Here is a 22,447-nt window from a genome sequence, read left to right on the forward strand (position 1 = left end):
CCAACGAAGATGCTTCGGTAATCTTAGCCATATCGCCTTCGGCAACCATAGATCTTAATGGTGCTGGTGTTGGAACGTGTCAAATTTGGGGTTGGTCATACAGAGGAATGGCTGATAATGGTGCGTCGTTTATTGGTGGACCTTTAGCCGATCTTGATGCTGCTGAATGTTCAGATATCTCTGATAATGCTGTAAATGTCATCCGTGAAGCTGCTGATGGTGGGACTGTTGCTATCGATCTTGCTGCTACCGGAAATCCTAATAATACAACATCTTTCAATGGAGATACTGAAGCAGTAATCTGTGTCGATTCTCAAGCAGATCCTTTAGTGATCACTCATGAGAATCCCGGTGCTGAAAACCTATCGTATCGATATGTGATTACCAACGAAGATGCTTCGGTAATCTTAGCCATATCGCCTTCGGCAACCATAGATCTTAATGGTGCTGGTGTTGGAAGGTGTCAAATTTGGGGTTGGTCATACAGAGGAATGGCCGATAATGGTGCGTCGTTTATTGGTGGACCTTTAGCCGATCTTGATGCTGCTGAATGTTCAGATATCTCAGATAATGCTGTAAATGTCATCCGTGAAGCTGCCGATGGTGGTACAGTAAGTCTTTCAAATGGAGATACAGAGATTTCAATTTGCGCAGGAGATGCTCTTCCAAACCCGTTAGACGTTATACATGAAAACCCAGGGGCTGAAAATCTATCCTATAGATATGTTATTACAGACGCAAATACTGGATTAATTTTAAATGTTGTTAATACTAACGTTATTGATTTAGATGGCGCTGGAGCTGGTGTATGCGAAATTTGGGGATGGTCTTATAGAGGTGTTCCTAATAACGGACTTGATCAAATTGGCCAACCTTTATCATCTCTTGATAACTTAGATTGTTCTGATATTTCTGATAATGCAATTATCGTTACTCGCTTAACTGGGACTGACTGCGAATCATTAAGTGTAGATGATTTTAGTCTTTCTAATACACTAAATGTATTTCCTAATCCAGCTATAGATGTAATTAATATTAGTAACAATTCAAATGAGAGTATTAATGCATCTGTAGAAATGTATGACTTAAGAGGGAGAAAAGTATATCAAAATACTTCTGATTTAAACAATGCCTTACAAATTAATATTTCAAATTTTGAAAGTGGTATGTATCTCATAAACATTACTGATACAAATAGCAAAGCCATTGTAACTAAGAGAATAATAAAAAGATAATTAAGCTGTTAAACTTGGGAAGGTGATTGTACTAACATGGCCTTCCCTTAAAAAAATGATTATGATAACAACTAATAAAAAACAATTTAGTCTTTATAATTTAATATGGATTATACTATTTTCTATCTCTAGCTTTATTGCAATTTTAAGCCTTATAGAAATATATAAACTCATAATAAAATAAGTTATACACTGGTTTATAAATTTGGGATGGAGAGATTAATAATTTTTTAGGGATACAATTATTAATCGAAAAAAAAAGGAGAGCTATTAGCCTCCTTTTTCTTTTTATTCATAAGCATCAGCATGAACTTTTGCTACAGCTCTACCAGAAGGATCATTCATGTTTTTAAATGTTTCATCCCACTCTAAAGCAATTTTTGTGCTACATGCAACACTAGGCTCTTGCGGAACACTTAAGGCTGCAGCATCGCTTGGAAAATGACTTTCAAAAATACTTCTGTAATAGTATTCCTCTTTATTTATTGGAGTTTGGATTGGATAACGAAATTTAGCATTGGTCATTTGCTCATCAGTAACTTCTTTCTCAACTAGTTCTTTTAGCGTATCAATCCAACTATAGCCTACTCCATCACTAAACTGTTCCTTTTGCCTCCAAGCCACACTTTCTGGTATCATATCTTCAAATGCTTTACGAATGACCCATTTCTCCATACGTTCGCCATTAATCATTTTATCTTTAGGATTGATGCGCATGGCAACGTCCATAAATTCTTTATCTAAAAATGGTACTCGCCCTTCAATTCCCCAAGCTGCTAAACTTTTATTTGCTCTTAAACAATCATACATATGCAATTTATCTAGTTTACGAACTGTTTCTTCATGAAACTCTCTTGCATTTGGTGCCTTATGAAAATATAAATAGCCTCCAAAAATTTCATCTGCGCCTTCACCAGACAACACCATTTTAATACCCATTGATTTAATAACTCTTGCCATTAAGTACATTGGAGTTGACGAACGGATTGTGGTAATATCATAAGTTTCTATATTATATATCACATCTCTTATAGCATCTAAGCCTTCTTGAATTGTAAATTTTATTTCATGATGCACTGTACCAATATGATCAGCTACTTTTTTAGCAGCAGCCAAATCAGGAGACCCCTCTAAACCAACAGAAAATGAGTGCAACTGTGGCCACCAAGCTTTTTCTTTATCATTAGCTTCTATACGTCTTTCAGAGTATTTTTTAGCTATGGCTGATGTTACCGAAGAGTCCAACCCACCAGACAATAGCACTCCGTAAGGCACGTCACTCATAAGTTGTCTATGCACAGCATCTTCTAAAGCTTGTTTTACTTCTTCAATACTTGTGTCATTATCCTTTACAGCTTCATACTCGGCCCAATCACGTTTATACCACTGTACAAATTTTCCATCTTTACTAGACATATAATGTCCAGGAGGGAACAATTCAATTTTGGTACATACGCCTTCTAATGCTTTCAATTCTGAAGCGACATAAAATGTTCCGTTTTGATCCCAACCTATATAAAGAGGAATAATTCCCATATGATCTCGAGCTATAAAATACTCATCCTTTTCAGCATCATAAATTGCAAATCCGAAAATGCCATTCATCTCATCCACAAAATCAACACCTTTTTCTTTATATAAGGCTAAAATCACTTCACAGTCGCTTTCAGTTTGGAACTGATATTTACCTTCAAATTGTGCACGTAATGTTCTATGGTTATAAATTTCTCCATTGGCAGCCAAAATGAGTTTTTTATCTTCACTAAATAAAGGTTGTTTACCCGAAGCTGGATCAACAATAGCTAAACGCTCATGAGCCAAGATGGCTTTCTCGTCACTATAAATTCCACTCCAGTCCGGACCTCTGTGACGAATGCTTTTCGCCATTTCTAATATTTGAGGTCTTAAGTCTTCTGATTTCTGTTTTAAATCAAACGCACATACAATTCCACACATAACTTTAATCTTTATATTTTTTCTTAGTATTTATTTAATTTGATAAAGCAAATATGATGCTAAGATTATAATTAATAAACATAAAACAATAAAATACTTATAATTTAAAACTTTATTTATTAATTTAATACGTTATTGTAATTACATCAGTATGATTTCATCTTTTTTTAGGGGAAATTGTAAACTTTAACATCAAGGCTCGACATTTAATATAATATTAAGACCTATCCGGTTTAACTTTATACAATTCAAATTAACTAAAAAACACATCATGAAAACAAAATCAATTATTTCTGCAATTACCATGGCATTCTTAATGCTCATATCAGTAAACATGAACGCTCAAGACTTTCCGAAAATGGATAAGAGTCCGATGGATGTCGCTTCCTTTCCTACCAACTGGAGAAATGCAGACAAGCTCATTAAAATATCATATAGCAGACCACAGCTTAAAGGACGTAGTCTTGACAAATTGGCTCCAAAGGGAGAAGTTTGGAGAACAGGAGCTAATGAAGCTGCAGAACTAACACTATACAAAGACATGAAGTTAGGTTCTACAAAAATTCCTGCTGGCACTTACACATTTTATGTTATTCCTGGTGAGACAGAATGGACAGCTATAATAAGTAAAGACCTTAACGTTTGGGGAAGTTATTTCTATAAAAAAGAAAATGATGTGGCGCGACTCAACGTACCTGTGACTACTGCTAAGGAATCTCTAGAATCTTTCGCTATCGTATTTGAAGATTCTAAAGATGGCGCTCATATGCATTTAGGTTGGGGAACTGTTAGGATAGCTGTTCCGTTTACCAAATAACTACTCTATTCAAACAAAAAAGCTCTGAAAATTCAGAGCTTTTTTTATGTTTTTTTGTTCAAATGTTCTCTAGTACTTAATATGGATTTTACCTTACTGTAAGCAATATTCCATTTTTCGGTTTTCTTGAAGTAAATGATATTGTCATTTGTTAGATCAATATTTTCTGTTAAATCAGAAGTTTCAAATGATTCTTCGCATTGATGCAAACGCTTAAGATATCCAAGTAACTCTCTTGTATCTTTCTTTTCCAATTCCAGAGAACTTAATACTACAGGGTTCTTCCTCTTTGGCATATTAAATTTGATTATATATTATTCTATGGTATATTTAAATACTTGTGTGTTTGCAAAGAGACTTTCCATTTAGGATTATCCATCACATAGTCAACAATTTGAGGCACTACTTTATCGCGCTTGCTCCATTCTGGTTGCAGGTATAAAATACAATCCTTACTAACTCTTGCAGCTTGTTCTTCGGCAAAGCGAAAATCATCTTTATTATAAATGATACACTTTAACTCATCTGCTTTTGCATAAACTTCTTCTGTAGGTAGTTTCATTTTTTTTGGTGAAAGGCAAATCCAATCCCAAATTCCAGATAGTTTATAGGCTCCAGAGGTTTCAATATGTGTTTGCAACCCTTTGGCTTTAAGCTGTTGTGTCAAAGGTCCCATATCCCAAGTTAGTGGTTCACCTCCAGTAACTACAATAGTTTTACTGTATTTGGCTGCATTTTCGACTATTTTTTCAGTTTCTGTTGGAGGATGCAATTCAGCCAACCAGCTTTCTTTAACATCACACCAATGGCAACCTACATCACAGCCACCAATTCTCACAAAATACGCAGCCGTTCCTTTATGATAGCCTTCACCTTGAATCGTATAAAATTCCTCCATTAAAGGAAGTAACAAACCTTTGTCTATCAGTTCTTGTCGTTCTCTTCTCGTCATAGCCTGCAAATATACTTTAAAAGTTAGAAGTTATTTTATTTATTTCACCGCAATAACGTCTATTTCGATATTAGCATTAACTGCTAATCCAGAAGCAGCAAATGTTGTTCTTGCTGGTTTATTGGGAAAATAAGTTTTATATACCTTGTTGAAAGCAGCAAAATCATTAATATCTTTTAGTATCACAGTACATTTCACAACACGATCTAAGGAAGATCCATGCTCACTCAAAACGGCTTTTATATTTTCAATACATTGTTTCGTTTCGGCTTCTATTCCACCTTCTACTAATGTACGTGTAGAATGATTCATTCCTACTTGACCAGCCAAGAACAAAAAACCATTAGCTTCAACCACATCACTAAATGGTGCTTGAGCTTTTTTAGGTTCATGTGATTTATGAAATATAATATCTTGATTATTTTGTTGGCAAGACATCATTCCGAAGAGAAATAATAAAATTAAAAAAGGAGATGCATTTTTCATTTTAGTTCATTTTAAACTTGACTAAAATTACACTATTTTTATGCAAATTTTGAATTATGAGTAGAACGGACGATTTTTTAAAAGAAATCACAGACGGAAATACTAACAAAGGCGACTACATTACGCTAGGTTCTGCTATGTTAGATGGCGAAACATTAACCAATGCTTATGTCAATGTACCATTAAAAACTATGAATAGACATGGTTTAATTGCTGGTGCTACTGGAACTGGAAAAACAAAAACACTACAGGTTCTAGCTGAAAATTTGAGTGAAAAGGGTGTTCCTGTGCTTTTAATGGATATTAAAGGAGACTTAAGTGGTTTAGCACAACCCAGTCCTGGGCATCCAAAAATTGATGAGCGTCACGAAAAAATTGGTTTACAATTTGATCCTAAGTCATTTCCAGTAGAAATTTTAACATTATCAGAACAAGATGGTGTACGTTTGCGTGCTACAGTTAGTGAATTTGGACCTGTACTACTCTCTCGAATTCTAGATCTATCTGAAACACAATCTGGTGTAGTTGCAGTTATTTTTAAATATTGTGACGATAATAAATTACCATTATTAGATTTAAAAGATTTTAAAAAGATACTTCAATACGCAACTCAAGAAGGTAAAAAAGAATTTACCGAAGCTTATGGAAGAATTTCTACGGCTTCTACAGGGGCAATTCTAAGAAAAGTTGTTGAAATAGAGCAACAAGGTGGCGAGCTCTTTTTTGGTGAAACATCATTTGAAGTTGACGATTTACTACGTGTTGATAATGACGGAAGAGGATACATAAATATTATTCGTTTAACTGACATTCAAGACAAACCCAAGTTGTTTTCAACGTTCATGCTAAGCTTACTGGCCGAAATATACTCAACATTCCCTGAGCAAGGTGATAGTGGCCGACCAGAATTGATTATGTTTATTGATGAAGCGCACTTGATCTTCAATGAAGCTTCAAAAGCATTACTAAACCAAATTGAAAGTATTGTCAAATTAATTAGAAGTAAAGGTGTCGGTTTATATTTTGTCACTCAAAATCCAACAGATGTCCCTGAAGCTGTTTTAGGTCAGTTAGGTTTAAAAGTTCAGCATGCGTTGAGAGCCTTTACTGCAAAAGATAGGAAAGCGATCAAGCTAACTGCACAAAATTATCCTGACACGGCATATTATGACACTGCAGATGTACTTACATCGCTCGGAATTGGAGAAGCTTTAGTTTCGGCATTAAATGAAAAAGGAAAGCCTACGCCGCTTGCTGCTACGATGATGCGTGCACCAATGAGCAGAATGGATGTATTAACTGAAACAGAATTAGGAAGCTTACTCGGAAAATCAAAACTCGCAAAAAAATACAACGAGGAAATTGACCGAGAGAGTGCCTATGAAATACTCAATAAAAAAATTGAAGTCGCTGAAGCCGAAGAAGCTAAAGAAAAAGCGCGCAAGGAAAAAGAAGCTCTAGAAAAAGCAGAAAGCAAACGTAAAACATCTCGCTCCAGAAGCAGAAGTACAAGGCAAAATCCTATTGTTAAAGTTTTGACAAGTCCGACTGTAATAAGAAGCGTTCTTGGTATCTTAACAAAGATGCTTAAATAAAAACACCTCAAATTAATAACTATCATTTAATACTAAATTTAGTGAAAACACAATTAAAATACATTTCGATCTTAACCATAGCTTTAATAGTTATAGCTAGTTGTGCCAAAGAAAAAAAACAAGACCCTTTTCAAATTAGCAAGCAACATATTGGTTTACTAACAGACTCAACAATGGTGAAGGATTTAGATATTGCATTTCCTAACGACTCTATTGTAACCTCTATAAAAGGAGATGAATTTACAGGAGACAATAATGACATAGAAATTTACAAAGAAGGGAAAAAGTCGCTTATCTTAACACCAAGTCAGGCATTAGATTCAACGGCTGTGATTGAGAGTGTTCTTATCTTAAATGAAAAGTACAAGACCGATAAAAATATTTCTACACTAAGTACGTTTAAAGACATTAATGACAATTATAAAATCTCTAGTATCAATAATTTGATTTCTACAGTGGTTGTCACCGTAAATGAAATCAATGCCTCATTTACCATTGATAAAAAAGAGTTACCAGCAAATCTAAGATTTGATATGACGTTGAATATTGAAGCTGTTCAAATTCCAGATAATGCAAAAATTAAATATTTTATAGTGCATTGGTAATTAAATGATCTTTATGTTGAGTAAAAAACCGTATATCATTCAAAACTCACCATTTGTTGTACCAACGACAGATGGGAAACTAATTGAAGAACACTTTGGAAATGCTACTGATGGAAACACTCAATTAAGTATTGCCCATATGGTTGCTCCTCCTGGTTGGAGTGAGCCTTTTCAAACTCCAAAATTTGATGAATACACCTATATCATTAAAGGGAAAAAACAATTTATCATTAATGATGAAATTTTGATTCTTGAAGCAGGTCAATCCATTAAGATTAATAAAAATGTAAGAGTCCAATACTCTAATCCATTTACAGATGCTTGTGAGTATATAGCCATTTGTGTGCCTGCATTTTCGATGGATTTAGTTAATAGAGAAGATTAATGAAACAGGTGCTTTTCAAAGTTATTGGAATGTCTATCAACATTATTAGTGTATTCTCAACCAAAACGGCTGGAAAACTTGCTATAAGGCTATTCTCTTCTCCACGTAAAGTAAAACTTAAAGAAATAGAAGTTGATTTCTTACAGACTGCTTATACCGAGGATATCGATTATGAAGACTTAAGTATTAGAACCTACCGCTGGCTTGGTAATAAAGAAACTATATTACTGGCTCATGGTTGGGAAAGTAATTCATTTAGATGGAAAGCTCTAATTGAGAAACTAAAGGGTTTAGATTATAATATTGTCGCTTTAGATGCACCTGCTCATGGCTATTCTACTGGTAAATTATTTAATGCTATTTTATATTCTGAATGCATTAATATTGTTGCAAAAAAATTTAATGCCAATATAATTATTGGACATTCTGTTGGTGGAATGGCTACTGCTTTTTTTCAGCAGAAATATCAATTAGACTCTGTTGAAAAGTTGGTATTACTTGGAGCGCCTTCTAATTTTGTTGGTGTTTTTAGTAGATATGTAAACATGATGAATTATAACAATCGTGTCTCTAAAAGTATGAATGATATTATACTTGAACGTTTTAATGAAAAACCAGAGTATTTTAATGCTGCTCGTCTATCTGAAAACATAACTGCCGACGGACTCATCATTCATGACGAGCTTGATAAGATCATACCTTATAACGATGCAGAAGACTTTAAAAATTTCTACAAAAAATCTAGACTTATAGCCACAAAAGGTTATGGTCATAGTTTACGTGCAGAAGAAGTAAACAATTATATTCTTGATTTTATTAATACTAATACATGACTTTAGGAAAGCCTATTATTTCAATCGCTGTCTTTATAGGCATTCTATTATTTAATAAAACAAATCCAAAGGTTTTAAAAGTTATTCTATTAGGCTTTGTTCTAAGTTTTATCTCGTCTGTTTTTAATAAAGATTTTATTATAGACGTCTCATTTTTAACTTTTGGTTTTCTGACTCTTAGTTTTTTAATCTATGTTGTTTACAATAAACAATGGCTGCCCTCAATTATAGTCGTGTTTCCATTACTATCGTTCATTTTTAAATCTCAATTTTGGCCCTATGCGTCAGAAATTCAAGCACTAATGGTAGTTCCGATTATTGCTTATGTCATAGCTTTAAATAACCTTAAGGGTTATAAAAATCAAATTTCAATACTTACGATTTTAGTAGCGTATTCTATTTCCGAAGTCATAAGATTTGTAAACTATTTGATTTCTGTTAATTAATCTTCGTTTTCATTGTCAGTAATCTTTATTGTACTTTTGCTTCATGTCTGAACATCTAAAACGAATCAACAAATATTTAAGCGAAGTAGGTTACTGTTCACGTCGTGAGGCCGACAGACTCATTGAAGCTGGTCGTGTTACGATAAATGGTACTGTACCAGAAATGGGAACTAAAATTGCACCTAATGACGAGGTGCGTGTAGATGGTGAATTGATAAAAAACACCAAAGAGGCATTTGTATATCTGGCTTTTAATAAACCCGTTGGTATTGTATGTACTACTGATACTCGTGTTGAAAAAGATAATATAATTGACTTTATCAATTATCCCAAACGTATTTTTCCAATTGGTCGATTAGATAAACCTAGTGAAGGTTTAATTCTGTTAACGGATGATGGTGATATTGTCAATAAAATTTTAAGGGCGAGTAATAATCACGAAAAAGAATACTTCGTTACTGTAGATAAACCAATTTCCCAAACCTTTATCAATAGAATGTCTGGGGGGATTTATCTAGAAGAATTGGGGCAGACAACCAAAAAATGTGTCGTAAAAAAAATCAATTCACATACCTTTAGCATTATATTAACTCAAGGTTTGAATAGGCAAATTCGTCGTATGTGTGATTATTTAACTTATGATGTACAAACATTAAAGCGTGTTCGTATCATGAACATTGAATTAGACATGCCTGTTGGTAAATATCGCGAATTGACTTCAGAGGAGTTTAAAGAATTAAGTACACTTTTAGAAGATTCACATAAAACATTTAAGTCGGTAAAATCTAAATCTTAGCATCTTGAAAAATTTCATGAGCAAAACATCAAATTTCAAACTAAGCATCCTTATTATTGCTTTGGTTCTCGTTTTTGCCGTGATTTTTGAAACCTTTCAGCAAATCTATTTTGTGACTCGATACAACATCGTCGAAAACGTTTCCTTTTTAGATGTTTTGAAAAGTCAGTTAAACAGTTGGGTTATCTGGAGTATGATGTCTAGTCTTTTATTTTTCTACACCAAATCTCAATCTACAAAGAAGCTTGATAATATCAAGATTTTTAAATATGCTTTAGTTATTTTCACACTAGTCGTTCTATGTATTTTTATTATTTCACTTAGCCGACTACTCTACTCAAATGACGATTTCAGTTTTACATTATTAATAAAAGAATACTTTACGTTCTTTATGTTTCAAAAAGCAACGCTTTACACACTAGGTTATATAGCTATAGCCATGATTTTGCACTTATATTTTGAAAATGAAAAACTACAAATAGAGGTTCAGGAGCTTTCAGAACTCAAATTAACCAACGCGCGACTTTTTAAAAAATTAAACTCTACAATTGATGAAAAGGCGAAAGTGCTCAATATCAAAATAGGAAATAAACGTAAAATTATTCCTGTAGAAGACATTAGTTGGATTGAAGCCGATGATTACTGTGTAAAAGTACACACAACAACTAATGGGTCTTATACCATGCGTAGTTCATTAAAAGCCTTAGAAGAAAAACTAAGTACTAACTTCTTACGAGTACATAGAAAAGCTATCGTTAATATGTCGTTCGCCAAAGAATTACACATTTCAGGATCACCAAATCTTGTCCTCGAAAACGATATGCAAATTCCCGTATCTAAGAGCAACCTAAAAACCGTAAAAGATTTTCTTAATTAGCATTTTGTTAACTCTCTTTACTGCAAATTAGATACAGCTCTCTGCAATTACTTAACAACCCACTATCTTTTTTCATTGCTTTGAGATAGGTTGATTTTCAATATTAGATATTGAGTTCAATTGATTTTTTGAATTAGTCTCTCTGGGTCTATATCACATGACTAACTAACTTTTTAAGACAAAGGATAGTGAGAAGGCTCAGATAGACATTAACAACTAACACCATATACTATGAAATATCTAGTTTACAGTTTAATTTTCGTATTTACAATAACAGTTCATGCGCAATATGAATATGACGCGTCGGAAAAACATCCTTACGGACAACCAAACCCCGAAGCTCCAGAACAGATCAAAGATTTTGAAGCTATGATTGGCTCTTGCAATTGCAAATCAACTACTAGAAAGCAAGATGGTACTTGGAACGATACAGAAGATATGATTTGGCGATGGAAATATATTATGAACGGCACAGCTGTACAAGATGAAACCTTAAAAGCTGATGGTGCCCATACAGGTAGTATTAGACAATTTGTTAAAGATAGTAGTAGATGGTATGTACATTTTTTCTCAACCAAGTTTCCTACAGCATCGTTACCAACTTGGGAAGGCAATAAAACTCAAGACAACAAAATCATCTTGTATCGCGAATCAAAAGCTCCTAACGGCATGGATGGATTTTATAGACTTACTTTCTATGACATGAGTAAAACTGGTTATAAATGGGCAGGAGAATGGGTAGATACGACTGAAAAAATTGTTTATCCAACATGGAAAATTGAATGCACGAGAAGTGAAGACTAGGCAATCATGAACTATTTTAGAATATGTATTATATCTATTAGTTACTTATCAATAAATTTTATTGGTCAAGCCCAAACCGATAGCATTATAAAACCATCACAAACCAATGTTGAAATTGAATCCTATACACTAGTTTGGTCGCAAACTGTTATTGAACCTAATGGCACTAAAAGAAAAGGCATTAATACAATGACAGACAAAGTCATTGTTAGTAATGACAGTATCACTAGATCTATGTATTGGGTAGATACATCAAATAATACATATACCAAAACAGATGTACTAAAACAGTCTACTCTTAAACCCTTATCAATTGATATTAGGTGGAATCCAGAATATGTTCAACACACCGATATAATTAATAACACATACATCACCACATCATTAACTAATAGTATCAGCAACTCGAAACTATCTATAAACACACTAAATGATAGTGGTTTTACATGGTCTTCTGATGGCTTTGCATTAACAAGCATCCTTAACCGCAATATTGAAGGTACATTTTCAATGCAAGTCATTCAAGGGCTTCCTAAAAACCCTAAACTTGGTGTAAAATCCTTCAAAATCATTGATACAGAAGTGCTAGACATAAAGAAAATTGGAAAAGTAAATACAAAAAAGATTGAAGTCCTTAATAATGGAAATACTCAAACCACTTATTGGCTTTCTTCGTCAAAACCTTATATTGTAAAAGTGATGTTCGAACAAGATAATGGTCAAACCACTATATGGAATGTTGAGTCAATCAAATAACTCAAGCTATGCTAGTACATAAATTAAAATTCTCAATCTTTGTTTCTAGTCTAATGATTCTGGCATCTTGCCAAAAAAAACTTCCCAACCCTCAATATCCAGAGAGTAACAAAACACCAATTACCGATACACTTTTTGACCAAGTAATAACAGATAATTATAGATGGTTAGAACACTTAAACGCACAAGACACAAAAACATGGATTGACGAACAAGAAGCCTATTACAATAAGCAGTTTTTAAAACACAAAGAGCACGTTGATACCATTTTTAAAAGTATGAACGCCTATCAAAACTTCACTTGGCATGAGCCAGTTTTTCAAAAAGCAGGTTATTTTTTTTATAGGAGAAAAGATCCTCATCGAAAATCAGAAATCATTATTAGGAAAAAAGATTTAAATGATGAAGGAGATATCATATTTGATCCAGAGCAAGAACTCAAAGATAACGAGTCTTTTTTAGGATTTCATGACGTAAGTAACAATGGTAAATATTTAGCAATATTACCTAATAACGGAAGTTCTTCTTGGCATACCATAAGAATTAAAAATATCGAAACAAATACGTATTTAACAGAAGAAATAAACGGAATACAAACTATAGGACCTTCGGGAAATGTGCTTTGGAATGCTGATAGTAGTGGCTTTTTCTATTTAAGGTTTGATGCACCAGACGTAGAAAACGAACTATCGTCTACGCTGTCAAATGCCAGAATTATGTTTCATAAATTACATACCTCATCTCAAGAAGACATCTTGGTGTTTAACCAACCTGAAAAACCAGATAATTATTTTATTCCTTACTTAAGTAATAACAAAAAGTATATTATAATTAAAGTTGTAAATTCTGATTCACCAGGAAATGATATATACTATAAAGAAGTCTCTAAGTTAAAAAGCTCTTCAATAAAGCTTCTTGGTGATTTAAAAGCTCGATTTACATTTGAAGCCTCAGAAGGGGTAAATTGGTATTTCAGTACAAACTTACATGCGCCAAACAAAAAAATAATCAAGATTAATATTGAAAATCCTTCGCCAAAGCAATGGAAAACTGTTGTAAATGAGGGCATTCATCCAATGAATACTGTAAATAGAGTTGGTAGCCGTTTTGTGATTAAATATATCATTGATGCACATCAGGAACTGCATGTATTTGATTTTGACGGCAACTTTAAGAATCAGATTAATCTACCAAAACTTGGATACATTGTTTTTTACCCTGATCATACCGAATCTCCAGAAACCTTCATAGGGATTTTTGGACCATTCTTTCCTGCTGAAATCTATAAAATAAACAGCGAAACCTATACTAGCGAATTAATATACCAAGGATTTAAAGAGAATTTGAATGAGACCTATCAACTAAAGCAAGTGTTTTACAAAAGTAAAGATGGCACCACAGTTCCTATGTATCTCACTCATAAAAAAGGGATAAAATTAAACTCTAAAAACAAAGTTCTATTATTTGGCTATGGTGCCTACGGTTCTATTGGCTTTCCTGGATACTCGCCTCAAATTCTACAATGGTTGGATATGGGAGGAATTTATGCCTATGCTAATATTAGAGGAGGTGGCGAATATGGTGAGTCATGGCATCAAGGAGGTATAAAACAACATAAACAAAATGCTTTTGACGATTTTAATTCAGCAGCAGAATGGCTCATAGACAACAACTATACATCACGTAAAATGATAGCTGCTAACGGAATTAGTGCAAGTGGCAGTACAGCAATAACAAGTGTTATGCAACGTCCAGATTTATATGGTGCAGCACTTATAAGTGTACCAACCCTAGACCTTACGAGATTTCATCTATTTACTGGTGGAAAAACAAAAATGAACGAATTTGGGAACCCTAATGTTGAAGAAGACTTAGTTAACATTTTAAAATATTCACCATATCACAACCTTAACTCTATTGAATGCTTACCGCCTACTATAGTTCAGGTTGGTGAAAATGATCAAACGGCAGTTCCTAGTCATGGCTATAAATTTGTAGCTGCTGCACAACAAAACCAGAATTGCAACAATCCTATACTTCTCAAAGTTTCTAGACAATCTGGTCATGGTAAGGGTAACACAATTGAAGAAAGAAATTTTACAGAAGCCCAAGAACTTGCTTTCATTTTTAAATACTTATCAAACCATGACTAGCACCTTTAAAACAGTAGGTTTTACCCTGTTAATTTTAGTTGTTTTCAACACTTTTGGTCAAACCTCTAATGTTCAAAAGGAATCGATAGAGTTTCAATCGACCAGAGAAGTAACACTTCGTGGTGATCTTTGGATACCTAACAATACTAGCAAAAAAATACCTTTGATTATTGCAGTTCATGGAAGCGGGAAAACTGATAGAAATGATAGTTTTATACTTGAAATGGTAAAACATTATACAGCTAATGGTATTGCTGTTTTAACTTATGATAAAAGAGGTGTTGGAAAATCTGATGGCATCTATATTGGAAGTTACAGTAGTGCCATGATAACTTATGCGATTGATGTTATTGCGGCATTTGACAAAATAAAACGTGATGATAGATTCGATTCTAAGAAAATTGGTGTGTCCGGAATTAGTCAGGCAGGTTTTATCATCCCAATAGTGGTTTCAATTTTAAAAAAAGAGCTCGCTTTCAGTATTATCTATTCTGGCCCAACTGTGAGTATTTATGAAGAGAATGTTTACAGTAATCTCACAGGTGATGCTAACGGCATACCTACAAAAAACGGTACAGAATTTATAGAAGCTGAAATGAGTAAACTAAATTCAGCTGGCTATGATCCTTATCCATTTATTGAAGAAATGACCATTCCCTCTCTTTGGGTTTTTGGAACTCTTGATAAAAACATTCCTGTTTATCAATCCGTAATTGATTTAAAAGCTATTAAAAAACGATGGAATAGAGATTTTGAATGGAAGTTATTCGAAAATGCAAACCATTCCTTAAAGAAATGTAAAACAGGAGGTAGCTGGGAAAAGCCTGTGCCAAATGTGACACATGAACTCGTATTTCCATACGTGATCAATTGGATTAACAATCATTGATCATAAGTAATTTGGATAAGTAAATATTTATAATATTAAACTTAAAGCGCAACAAAATATTTACCTTAGCCTTTAAGATGCAACAAACACCTTCTTTTGATACCTGGACATCTGGATTCCTATTTGCAGTGGCAATGGGAATCTTTTTATTTTTAATTCTTATAGCTAAAAGAAATAAAAAAAATTACCCAATTGCTTTTTTAGTATTAGCCTTTTCGGGAATATTATTTGCTTATGTACTCTACTGGACTAAATATGCACGCCAAATCCCTTATTTTAATTCATTCCAGTATATAGGACTTTACTCTGCAGGTCCATTAATTTACATTTATGTTTCAAACATTTATAATATAAAACTTAAACGTTCTTTTTTCCATTTTGGTTTTAGTTTTTTATGGATTGGTTTGACCTTAATATTTTGGTCTCAGTATCTTTTTAAATACCGTTTAGATTTAAGAGCGCTAGTAAAGTTCTTTTCTAATTATGTGCTAATAATTATGCATTTAATTGGTTATCTCTTTGCTATTATGTGGCTTATTAAAAAGAATAATACCACACACACTGAAGTTCAAAAAATAAGACATAAATGGATAAGGGTTTTAATTGTTCTTTATGCCCTATTCGTGCTGTCATATATCTCGTATTACATACTGATAAACTTTTCTTTTTTTAACAACCAATGGGATTACATGATTTCGGTAAGCATGTCTTTAGCTATTTATACTATTGGTTATTTTGTATATAAGGAACCACAAATTTTTGATGGTGAATTTATTTCGGAATTATTTTTACCCATAGAAAACAAAAAAGACAGTTTAGAAGATCATCTTATTAATGAACTTTATAATAATTTAGTGCAATACATTGAAACTGAAAAACCGTTTATTGATAACGATCTAAGGCTAGCAAATTTAGCAGATCAAGTAGGCTATTCTACACATCTTCTCTCAAAAGTAATTAACAGAAAATCTGGTAAAAATTTCAATCACTTTATAAATGGTTATCGTTTAGTAGAAGCTGAAAAACTATTAACCTCCTCAGACAACTATAGCGTAAAGACCATTTATTTTGATGTTGGCTTTAACAACAAAGTTACTTTCTATAAGACATTTAAAGAAAAACATAACTGCACACCAACAGAATACAAAAAGATTCATATGCAGTAAAAAAAGTAAACAATTATAATTACATACGACATCTAATTTTTTTTCATCTTTTTTTGAGTAAAATCAAAAAACTACCATTATGAAAAAAATTACTTTTAATATAAGTACATGCATCATCTTATGCATTTTTTCTGTACATACATTATTCGCACAACTGCCTGAAGGCTCTCATTTACTAGTAAGTGATATAACGGCTCAGATTAGCTCAACCTCTGCATATAAAATTTTAAAATTTGATCACAATGGTGAAAATGGTGAAATCTTTACCGATCAACAACTTGCTTGGCCTCAAGATATCGTTATTGCTCAAATACCCAATGAAGGTTTTAGAGTATTGGTATCTAATCTTAGCAGTGGAAGGATAACCAAATATGACTTAGACGGCAACTATGTTGGGAATTTTGCTACAGGAATTGGTGGACCAACTCGAATGCGCATCAAAAACAATATACTATATGTACTTCAATGGTTTAATCAATCAGTGCCAGAATATGTATTGCGTTTTGCCTTAGACGGAACACCTTTATCCAATTTTACAAATACTGGAATAAGACTTAGTATTGGTATGGATTGGGATGCTAGTGATAATTTTTATGTAAGCTCCTATGGTCAACCTCCTTTTAATGGCAATCCAGCTATTCCAGCTCAAGTGTATAAATACAACAGCATGGGACTATATGAAGGTGTTTTTATTAGCGAGCTTTCACTTTCTGGCCCTACAAATATTTGGTTCGATACATCTGGAAATGGCGATTTATTAGTTATAGACTATAATGACAACTCTATTAAACGATTTAATAGTAACGGTGTTTTAATAAGTACAATAGTTAGTGGTTTAAGTACTCCTGAAGGCGTGGCCTTTTTAAGTAACGGATATTTCCTCGTAGGAAATGGTCTTACAGGGCTAATTAAAATGTATGACAACGACGGAAATTTTATTGAAAACTTTATCGATTCAACTGCATCTTCTCAAGCTAATCTTATAAATCCTAATGCCTTTTATATTATGCCATCGACATTATCAATTTCAGAAGTTAATTTAAGAGAGGAAACGTTCATAACTCCAACTGTAGGTCACCAATTTAAATTTAATCCAGAAATTACTAAGCCTTCAGACAAGATATATATCTACAATACCATTGGAAAGCTTATAGAAACCATAACATTAGACAATAATTTGGAATGGACACCAAGCACGTATAGCAGCGGTGTATATTTTGTCCATATGACTTCAAACAACAAAAAAGAAGTTCAAAAAATAGTCATCAAAAACTAAAGCATCATGAAAAAAACACTTATAACTGTCTGTCTCACTATTTTTATGTCTCAGTATAGTACATCTCAAAATGGTTCGCCTTACCAACCAGACTTCAACAATAAAGATTATGAGAAAGTGATAATAACTGCTAAAAAGCAACTTAAGATAAACCCTAAAGATTCTATGGCCAATTATTTTATGGGCTTTAGCTACTCAAATCTAAAACAGCATAAAAAAGCAATAAAAAACTTAGAGGCTGTAAAGAAAAGTGGGCTTAAAGGACCAGCCATCCTCTTAAGACTCGCAATAAGTTATACCGCAGAAAATCAACCTGATAATGCCCTTGTACAATTAGAGGCGTTAGATAGCTTGCAATTTGCTTTTTACAAGCGCTTAGACAAACCCGAATTTGATGTTTTAAGAGATAACAAACGTTTTATTAAAGTAAGAGAAAGCATGTATAAACGAGCTAATCCATGCAAGTTTAATACTAATTATAGGCAATTCGACTTTTGGGTAGGCGAATGGGATGTTTATGCTCAACATCAAAAAATTGCCGAAAGCAGCATCACTAATACCAATGGTGACTGCGGAATTCTTGAAAACTGGAGACCTATTGGCAGTAATGGCGGAAGCTCAATAAGCTATTATGATAGTAATGATGGTATATGGAAACAAAACTGGGTAGCTGGTGGAAGCGTAAGCCATTATGAACAACCCAAGACAGAAACTGATGGAGATATGCTAATGATTGCCAAAGGACCAAATGCTTGGTTTCGAATGATTTGGTATTATAATAAAGAGGACGATACGGTAAGACAAGTCCAAGAGTCAAGCTCAGATCAAGGGCAAACATGGACGAAAGCCTTTGACGGTTTATATAAACGAAAATCAGAATAACTAATTGATAACTTGCAAATTAAAAAGACTTGCTAAAACAATCTGTTTTTAGCAAGTCTTTTGCCTTTATATTGTAGTGATTAAATGTTATTTTTACCTATAAACATTTTGATCATGAATAACATAGCACCATTTCACATCGCAATTCCCGTTCATAACCTTAATGAATGTCGTACATTTTATAGAGACATTCTCAATTGCGACGAAGGACGAAGTAGTGAACACTGGGTAGATTTTAACCTCTTTGGTCATCAACTTGTTATTCACTATAAACCAAAATCTGAAAATGATATTCATACAAATGCTGTAGACGGAAAAGCAGTTCCTGTCCCGCATTTTGGTGTGGTACTTCCATGGGATACCTTTCACAATTTTGCATATACACTTACAAAAAAAGGTGTAAAATTTGTTATTGATCCTTACATACGGTTTGAAGGTCTAGCAGGAGAACAGGCGACCATGTTTTTTTTAGATCCATCTGGAAATGCTCTAGAATTTAAAGCGTTTAAAGACATCAATCAATTGTTTGCTAAATGATTTCTTCGGAAATAAAATGGTAAATAAATAATAAGAAATAAAGGAATGATTATGAGCTGACAAATAATTATGTAATAAGGCCACTCTCCAAAATAATCTAGTACAGAAGCTGACTCTGGCTTGCTATTAAGGTAAAAATAATTAGAATCTAAAAGAAAATTTGCCGAGATCATGAGTATCACATAAACCTGCAAGGCAAAAAAAGACTTAAAAACACTTTTGAGTTTTGGTTTGAGTCTAAAAACAAAAATACTATAGAAGATAACGATTAGTAATCCTAAATGAACTATCCAATATCTAAAATAATCTAAACTTGGAAAACCCTCAGAAATATCTGGTGTAATTACAGCTTGTAGCGTTCCTGCGATAATCCAAAACACTAAAATTTCAAACATCCAATAGCGTTTATAATATGTATATACAGGAATAATCACACCCAATAAACTACACAAATACAAAGGGAGATCATTTTTAAAATCGTAGTCGCCTAATATCATGTGATAGATATGAAATGCTACAACTGTAATTGATATAAAAACAGCAATGAGATGAATGAAATGCTGTTGTTTTTCAGTAGAAATAGTCCTTGCATACCGTATTAAGGTAATTGTAAAAACTACAGCCATAACAATTGGCAATACATGTTCCCAACTTAAAATAAGCACACGGTCCAAAGCAGCACTAAGATTAATCATACTGCAATATAAGTAAATAAGGAGACTACATACGCTGCTCTCTAGCAAGCAATGTGTTTTTAAGTAGCATGGCGATAGTCATTGGACCGACACCTCCTGGAACAGGTGTAATATAACTTGCTTTTTTGCTTACATTTTGAAAATCAACATCTCCTGTAATGATATATCCTTTAGGAGAATTATCATCTGGTACTCTAGTAATTCCAACATCGATAATAACAACATCATCTTTTACCATTTCTGCTTTTAAAAAGTTTGGAACGCCTAATGCAGATATAATAATATCGGCTTGTGATGTGATTTGAGTGATGTTTTTTGTGTGACTATGAGTTAATGTTACTGTTGAGTTTCCAGGAAACCCTTTACGCCCCATTAAGATACTCATTGGACGACCAACAATATGACTTCTTCCAATAACAACTGTATGCTTTCCTTTGGTTTCTACTCCGTAACGATCTAATAATTCTAAAATTCCAAAAGGTGTCGCCGGAATAAAGGTACTCATATCAAGTGCCATTTTTCCAAAGTTTTCAGGGTGAAATCCATCTACATCTTTACTTGGATCTACAGCCATCAGTACTTTTTGAGTATTAATTTGAGGAGGCAATGGCAACTGAATGATAAATCCGTCGATATCATCATTTTGATTTAATTCTTCAATCTTATCTAATAATTCTATTTCACTGGTCGTGTTTGACATGCGTACCATTGTAGACTCAAAACCTACTCGCTCGCAAGCACGTACTTTACTCCCTACATAGGTTAAACTTGCGCCATCATTTCCAACAATAACAGCTGCTAAATGAGGAACTTTCTCTCCTTTAGCCTTCATCTTGTCAACTTGTTGTTTGATTTCGTCTTTAATGTCGTTACTTACCTTTTTTCCGTCTAGAATTACCATGTGTTGATTGTTGTGTGTTTTTATTATATAAAAAAAGCATGAGTTTTTATCTCATGCCTTTCATAGCTTGCATCATTGCTTTCCCTTTTCCACCTTGCATCATCTTCATCATCTTACTCATCTGATTGAATTGCTTTAAAAGCTGATTGACTTCTTGTACCGAAGTTCCAGAACCTTTTCCAATACGTTTCTTTCTACTTGCATTTATAATAGAAGGATTAGATCGTTCTCCTGGTGTCATAGAATGAATAATAGCTTCAATACCTTTAAAAGCATCATCATCAATATCAATATTCTTCATCATTTTCCCTGCTCCAGGAATCATTCCAATCAAGTCTTTCATGTTACCCATTTTCTTGATTTGCTGTATCTGCTTCAAGAAATCATCAAATCCGAACTGATTTTTGGCAATTTTCTTTTGGATTTTACGAGCTTCCTCCTCATCATATTGTTCTTGTGCTCTTTCTACAAGAGACACCACATCTCCCATTCCTAAAATACGATCTGCCATACGTGATGGATAGAAGACATCAATAGCTTCCATCTTTTCACCTGTACCAATAAACTTAATTGGCTTATTTACCACAGACTTAATTGAAATGGCAGCACCACCTCGAGTATCACCATCTAATTTGGTAAGGATAACACCATCAAAGTTTAAGATATCATTGAAGGCTTTTGCTGTATTCACAGCATCTTGACCTGTCATAGAGTCGACTACAAATAAAGTTTCCTGTGGTTGTATTGCACTGTGGATATTAGAAATTTCATCCATCATTGCTTGATCAACTGCTAAACGTCCAGCAGTATCTATAATAACCACATTAAAACCATTAGCTTTTGCATGCGCTATACCTGCTTGAGCAATAGCTACTGGATCACTATTACCTTTATCACTATAGACCTCAACATTAATTTGATCTCCTACAACATGTAATTGATCAATCGCAGCAGGACGGTAGACATCACAGGCTACTAAAAGAGGTCGTTTTGTTTTTTTATTTTTGAGATAGTTTGCCAATTTACCTGAAAACGTCGTTTTACCAGAACCTTGTAAACCAGACATTAAAATCACGCTTGGGTTTCCAGAAAGGTTAATACCTTCGGCATCTCCACCCATAAGTTCAGTCAATTCATCTTTAACAAGCTTAACCATTAATTGACCTGGTTGTAAGCTCGTTAATACGTTTTGGCCTAAAGCTTTTTCCTTGACTCTATTGGTAAATTCTTTAGCTATTTTAAAGTTGACATCGGCATCTAATAAGGCTCTACGAACTTCTTTTAAAGTTTCTGCTACATTGACTTCGGTAATACTACCATGCCCTTTTAAGACGTGTAATGCTTTATCTAACTTTTCACTTAAATTATTAAACATATTCTTATAGAATTTTAAAGATGCAAATTT

The 22,447-nt window shown here is 33.5% G+C and carries 24 protein-coding genes; 17 read left to right on the forward strand and 7 right to left on the reverse strand.

Annotated elements, in window-relative coordinates; translation table 11 throughout:
* Window positions 1–1,235, forward strand: a 1,235-nt coding sequence (locus tag KWG70_RS17335) for a T9SS type A sorting domain-containing protein (RefSeq protein WP_230937310.1), incomplete at its 5' end; no start/stop codon positions are given.
* A gap of 288 nt (window positions 1,236–1,523) precedes the next feature.
* On the opposite strand, the gene asnB is transcribed toward KWG70_RS17335, so the two are convergent.
* Window positions 1,524–3,191, reverse strand: coding sequence for an asparagine synthase B (gene asnB / locus KWG70_RS17340; RefSeq protein WP_230937311.1), 1,668 nt, complete (start codon window positions 3,189–3,191; stop codon window positions 1,524–1,526).
* Window positions 3,192–3,462: 271 nt separating this feature from the next.
* On the opposite strand from asnB, the gene KWG70_RS17345 reads away from it, so the two are divergent.
* Entirely contained in the window at window positions 3,463–4,008 is a 546-nt protein-coding gene (locus KWG70_RS17345) for a DUF2911 domain-containing protein (RefSeq protein ID WP_230937312.1), read from the forward strand.
* A 44-nt stretch (window positions 4,009–4,052) separates the two neighbouring features.
* Here KWG70_RS17345 and KWG70_RS17350 read toward each other — a convergent pair whose 3' ends face one another.
* From KWG70_RS17350 to KWG70_RS17360, 3 genes are read right to left on the reverse strand one after another with little or no spacing between them, the layout of a single operon-like run.
* The gene (locus KWG70_RS17350) at window positions 4,053–4,304 is read right to left on the reverse strand and encodes a hypothetical protein (RefSeq protein WP_230937313.1); all 252 of its coding nucleotides are present in this window, start codon (window positions 4,302–4,304) and stop codon (window positions 4,053–4,055) included.
* Window positions 4,305–4,327: 23 nt separating this feature from the next.
* Complete coding sequence (locus KWG70_RS17355) at window positions 4,328–4,960, reverse strand: 7-carboxy-7-deazaguanine synthase QueE (protein ID WP_230937314.1); 633 nt, start codon at window positions 4,958–4,960, stop codon at window positions 4,328–4,330.
* Between the two features lie 39 nt (window positions 4,961–4,999).
* Window positions 5,000–5,446, reverse strand: coding sequence for a RidA family protein (locus KWG70_RS17360; protein WP_230937315.1), 447 nt, complete (start codon window positions 5,444–5,446; stop codon window positions 5,000–5,002).
* Between the two features lie 56 nt (window positions 5,447–5,502).
* On the opposite strand from KWG70_RS17360, the gene KWG70_RS17365 reads away from it, so the two are divergent.
* From KWG70_RS17365 to KWG70_RS17435, 15 genes are all read left to right on the forward strand, one after another.
* On the forward strand, window positions 5,503–7,041 hold the full coding sequence (locus tag KWG70_RS17365; protein ID WP_230937316.1) for a helicase HerA-like domain-containing protein: 1,539 nt from the start codon (window positions 5,503–5,505) through the stop codon (window positions 7,039–7,041).
* 41 nt (window positions 7,042–7,082) lie between these two features.
* Window positions 7,083–7,646 (forward strand): hypothetical protein, encoded by a 564-nt coding sequence (locus KWG70_RS17370; protein WP_230937317.1) that lies wholly within the window; start codon window positions 7,083–7,085, stop codon window positions 7,644–7,646.
* A 13-nt stretch (window positions 7,647–7,659) separates the two neighbouring features.
* Window positions 7,660–8,031 carry a cupin domain-containing protein gene (locus KWG70_RS17375; protein ID WP_230937318.1) on the forward strand — a complete coding sequence of 124 codons (372 nt, stop codon included), beginning with the start codon at window positions 7,660–7,662 and terminating at the stop codon, window positions 8,029–8,031.
* The gene (locus KWG70_RS17380; RefSeq protein ID WP_230937319.1) at window positions 8,031–8,864 is read left to right on the forward strand and encodes an alpha/beta fold hydrolase; all 834 of its coding nucleotides are present in this window, start codon (window positions 8,031–8,033) and stop codon (window positions 8,862–8,864) included. The genes KWG70_RS17375 and KWG70_RS17380 overlap by 1 nt, the downstream gene beginning before the upstream one ends.
* A complete protein-coding gene (locus KWG70_RS17385) occupies window positions 8,861–9,310 on the forward strand; it encodes a hypothetical protein (protein WP_230937320.1) in 450 nt (149 codons plus the stop codon). Before KWG70_RS17380 ends, KWG70_RS17385 begins: the two co-directional genes overlap by 4 nt.
* A 43-nt stretch (window positions 9,311–9,353) precedes the next feature.
* Window positions 9,354–10,106, forward strand: a complete 753-nt coding sequence (gene rluF, locus KWG70_RS17390) for a 23S rRNA pseudouridine(2604) synthase RluF (protein ID WP_230937321.1) — start codon at window positions 9,354–9,356, stop codon at window positions 10,104–10,106.
* Between the two features lie 16 nt (window positions 10,107–10,122).
* Window positions 10,123–10,983 carry a LytR/AlgR family response regulator transcription factor gene (locus KWG70_RS17395; protein WP_230937322.1) on the forward strand — a complete coding sequence of 287 codons (861 nt, stop codon included), beginning with the start codon at window positions 10,123–10,125 and terminating at the stop codon, window positions 10,981–10,983.
* Between the two features lie 231 nt (window positions 10,984–11,214).
* The gene (locus KWG70_RS17400) at window positions 11,215–11,787 is read left to right on the forward strand and encodes a hypothetical protein (RefSeq protein WP_230937323.1); all 573 of its coding nucleotides are present in this window, start codon (window positions 11,215–11,217) and stop codon (window positions 11,785–11,787) included.
* Window positions 11,788–11,793: 6 nt separating this feature from the next.
* Window positions 11,794–12,543, forward strand: coding sequence for a hypothetical protein (locus tag KWG70_RS17405; RefSeq protein WP_230937324.1), 750 nt, complete (start codon window positions 11,794–11,796; stop codon window positions 12,541–12,543).
* An 8-nt stretch (window positions 12,544–12,551) separates the two neighbouring features.
* Window positions 12,552–14,696 carry a prolyl oligopeptidase family serine peptidase gene (locus tag KWG70_RS17410; RefSeq protein WP_230937325.1) on the forward strand — a complete coding sequence of 715 codons (2,145 nt, stop codon included), beginning with the start codon at window positions 12,552–12,554 and terminating at the stop codon, window positions 14,694–14,696.
* On the forward strand, window positions 14,689–15,585 hold the full coding sequence (locus KWG70_RS17415; protein WP_230937326.1) for an alpha/beta hydrolase family protein: 897 nt from the start codon (window positions 14,689–14,691) through the stop codon (window positions 15,583–15,585). Before KWG70_RS17410 ends, KWG70_RS17415 begins: the two co-directional genes overlap by 8 nt.
* A gap of 77 nt (window positions 15,586–15,662) precedes the next feature.
* Entirely contained in the window at window positions 15,663–16,751 is a 1,089-nt protein-coding gene (locus KWG70_RS17420) for a helix-turn-helix domain-containing protein (RefSeq protein ID WP_230937327.1), read from the forward strand.
* 79 nt (window positions 16,752–16,830) lie between these two features.
* Window positions 16,831–18,027, forward strand: coding sequence for a T9SS type A sorting domain-containing protein (locus tag KWG70_RS17425; protein ID WP_230937328.1), 1,197 nt, complete (start codon window positions 16,831–16,833; stop codon window positions 18,025–18,027).
* Between the two features lie 6 nt (window positions 18,028–18,033).
* Entirely contained in the window at window positions 18,034–18,909 is an 876-nt protein-coding gene (locus tag KWG70_RS17430) for a tetratricopeptide repeat protein (protein WP_230937329.1), read from the forward strand.
* 114 nt (window positions 18,910–19,023) lie between these two features.
* Window positions 19,024–19,446, forward strand: a complete 423-nt coding sequence (locus KWG70_RS17435) for a VOC family protein (RefSeq protein WP_230937330.1) — start codon at window positions 19,024–19,026, stop codon at window positions 19,444–19,446.
* Here the strand turns inward: KWG70_RS17435 and KWG70_RS17440 are convergent.
* From KWG70_RS17440 to ffh, 3 genes are read right to left on the reverse strand one after another with little or no spacing between them, the layout of a single operon-like run.
* Window positions 19,428–20,141 (reverse strand): YwaF family protein, encoded by a 714-nt coding sequence (locus KWG70_RS17440; RefSeq protein ID WP_230937331.1) that lies wholly within the window; start codon window positions 20,139–20,141, stop codon window positions 19,428–19,430. The two genes, KWG70_RS17435 and KWG70_RS17440, sit on opposite strands and share 19 nt — an antisense overlap.
* A 25-nt stretch (window positions 20,142–20,166) precedes the next feature.
* Window positions 20,167–21,042, reverse strand: coding sequence for a bifunctional 5,10-methylenetetrahydrofolate dehydrogenase/5,10-methenyltetrahydrofolate cyclohydrolase (locus KWG70_RS17445; RefSeq protein WP_230937332.1), 876 nt, complete (start codon window positions 21,040–21,042; stop codon window positions 20,167–20,169).
* A 46-nt stretch (window positions 21,043–21,088) separates the two neighbouring features.
* Complete coding sequence (gene ffh, locus KWG70_RS17450; protein ID WP_230937333.1) at window positions 21,089–22,417, reverse strand: signal recognition particle protein; 1,329 nt, start codon at window positions 22,415–22,417, stop codon at window positions 21,089–21,091.
* Between the last annotated feature and the right edge of the window lie 30 nt (window positions 22,418–22,447).

The sequence above is a fragment of the Psychroserpens luteolus genome, assembly GCF_021032705.1.
Lineage (GTDB): Bacteria > Bacteroidota > Bacteroidia > Flavobacteriales > Flavobacteriaceae > Psychroserpens > Psychroserpens luteolus.

Excerpts from the sequence above, each read along its gene's own strand:
- asnB (WP_230937311.1), bottom strand. The coding sequence starts at position 3,191 with ATGTGTGGAATTGTATGTGCGTTTGATTTAAAACAGAAATCAGAAGAC.
- KWG70_RS17345 (WP_230937312.1), top strand. The coding sequence starts at position 3,463 with ATGAAAACAAAATCAATTATTTCTGCAATTACCATGGCATTCTTAATG.
- KWG70_RS17350 (WP_230937313.1), bottom strand. The coding sequence starts at position 4,304 with ATGCCAAAGAGGAAGAACCCTGTAGTATTAAGTTCTCTGGAATTGGAA.
- KWG70_RS17355 (WP_230937314.1), bottom strand. The coding sequence starts at position 4,960 with ATGACGAGAAGAGAACGACAAGAACTGATAGACAAAGGTTTGTTACTT.
- KWG70_RS17360 (WP_230937315.1), bottom strand. The coding sequence starts at position 5,446 with ATGAAAAATGCATCTCCTTTTTTAATTTTATTATTTCTCTTCGGAATG.
- KWG70_RS17365 (WP_230937316.1), top strand. The coding sequence starts at position 5,503 with ATGAGTAGAACGGACGATTTTTTAAAAGAAATCACAGACGGAAATACT.
- KWG70_RS17375 (WP_230937318.1), top strand. The coding sequence starts at position 7,660 with ATGTTGAGTAAAAAACCGTATATCATTCAAAACTCACCATTTGTTGTA.
- KWG70_RS17380 (WP_230937319.1), top strand. The coding sequence starts at position 8,031 with ATGAAACAGGTGCTTTTCAAAGTTATTGGAATGTCTATCAACATTATT.
- KWG70_RS17385 (WP_230937320.1), top strand. The coding sequence starts at position 8,861 with ATGACTTTAGGAAAGCCTATTATTTCAATCGCTGTCTTTATAGGCATT.
- rluF (WP_230937321.1), top strand. The coding sequence starts at position 9,354 with ATGTCTGAACATCTAAAACGAATCAACAAATATTTAAGCGAAGTAGGT.
- KWG70_RS17395 (WP_230937322.1), top strand. The coding sequence starts at position 10,123 with ATGAGCAAAACATCAAATTTCAAACTAAGCATCCTTATTATTGCTTTG.
- KWG70_RS17400 (WP_230937323.1), top strand. The coding sequence starts at position 11,215 with ATGAAATATCTAGTTTACAGTTTAATTTTCGTATTTACAATAACAGTT.
- KWG70_RS17405 (WP_230937324.1), top strand. The coding sequence starts at position 11,794 with ATGAACTATTTTAGAATATGTATTATATCTATTAGTTACTTATCAATA.
- KWG70_RS17410 (WP_230937325.1), top strand. The coding sequence starts at position 12,552 with ATGCTAGTACATAAATTAAAATTCTCAATCTTTGTTTCTAGTCTAATG.
- KWG70_RS17415 (WP_230937326.1), top strand. The coding sequence starts at position 14,689 with ATGACTAGCACCTTTAAAACAGTAGGTTTTACCCTGTTAATTTTAGTT.
- KWG70_RS17420 (WP_230937327.1), top strand. The coding sequence starts at position 15,663 with ATGCAACAAACACCTTCTTTTGATACCTGGACATCTGGATTCCTATTT.
- KWG70_RS17425 (WP_230937328.1), top strand. The coding sequence starts at position 16,831 with ATGAAAAAAATTACTTTTAATATAAGTACATGCATCATCTTATGCATT.
- KWG70_RS17430 (WP_230937329.1), top strand. The coding sequence starts at position 18,034 with ATGAAAAAAACACTTATAACTGTCTGTCTCACTATTTTTATGTCTCAG.
- KWG70_RS17435 (WP_230937330.1), top strand. The coding sequence starts at position 19,024 with ATGAATAACATAGCACCATTTCACATCGCAATTCCCGTTCATAACCTT.
- KWG70_RS17440 (WP_230937331.1), bottom strand. The coding sequence starts at position 20,141 with ATGATTAATCTTAGTGCTGCTTTGGACCGTGTGCTTATTTTAAGTTGG.
- KWG70_RS17445 (WP_230937332.1), bottom strand. The coding sequence starts at position 21,042 with ATGGTAATTCTAGACGGAAAAAAGGTAAGTAACGACATTAAAGACGAA.
- ffh (WP_230937333.1), bottom strand. The coding sequence starts at position 22,417 with ATGTTTAATAATTTAAGTGAAAAGTTAGATAAAGCATTACACGTCTTA.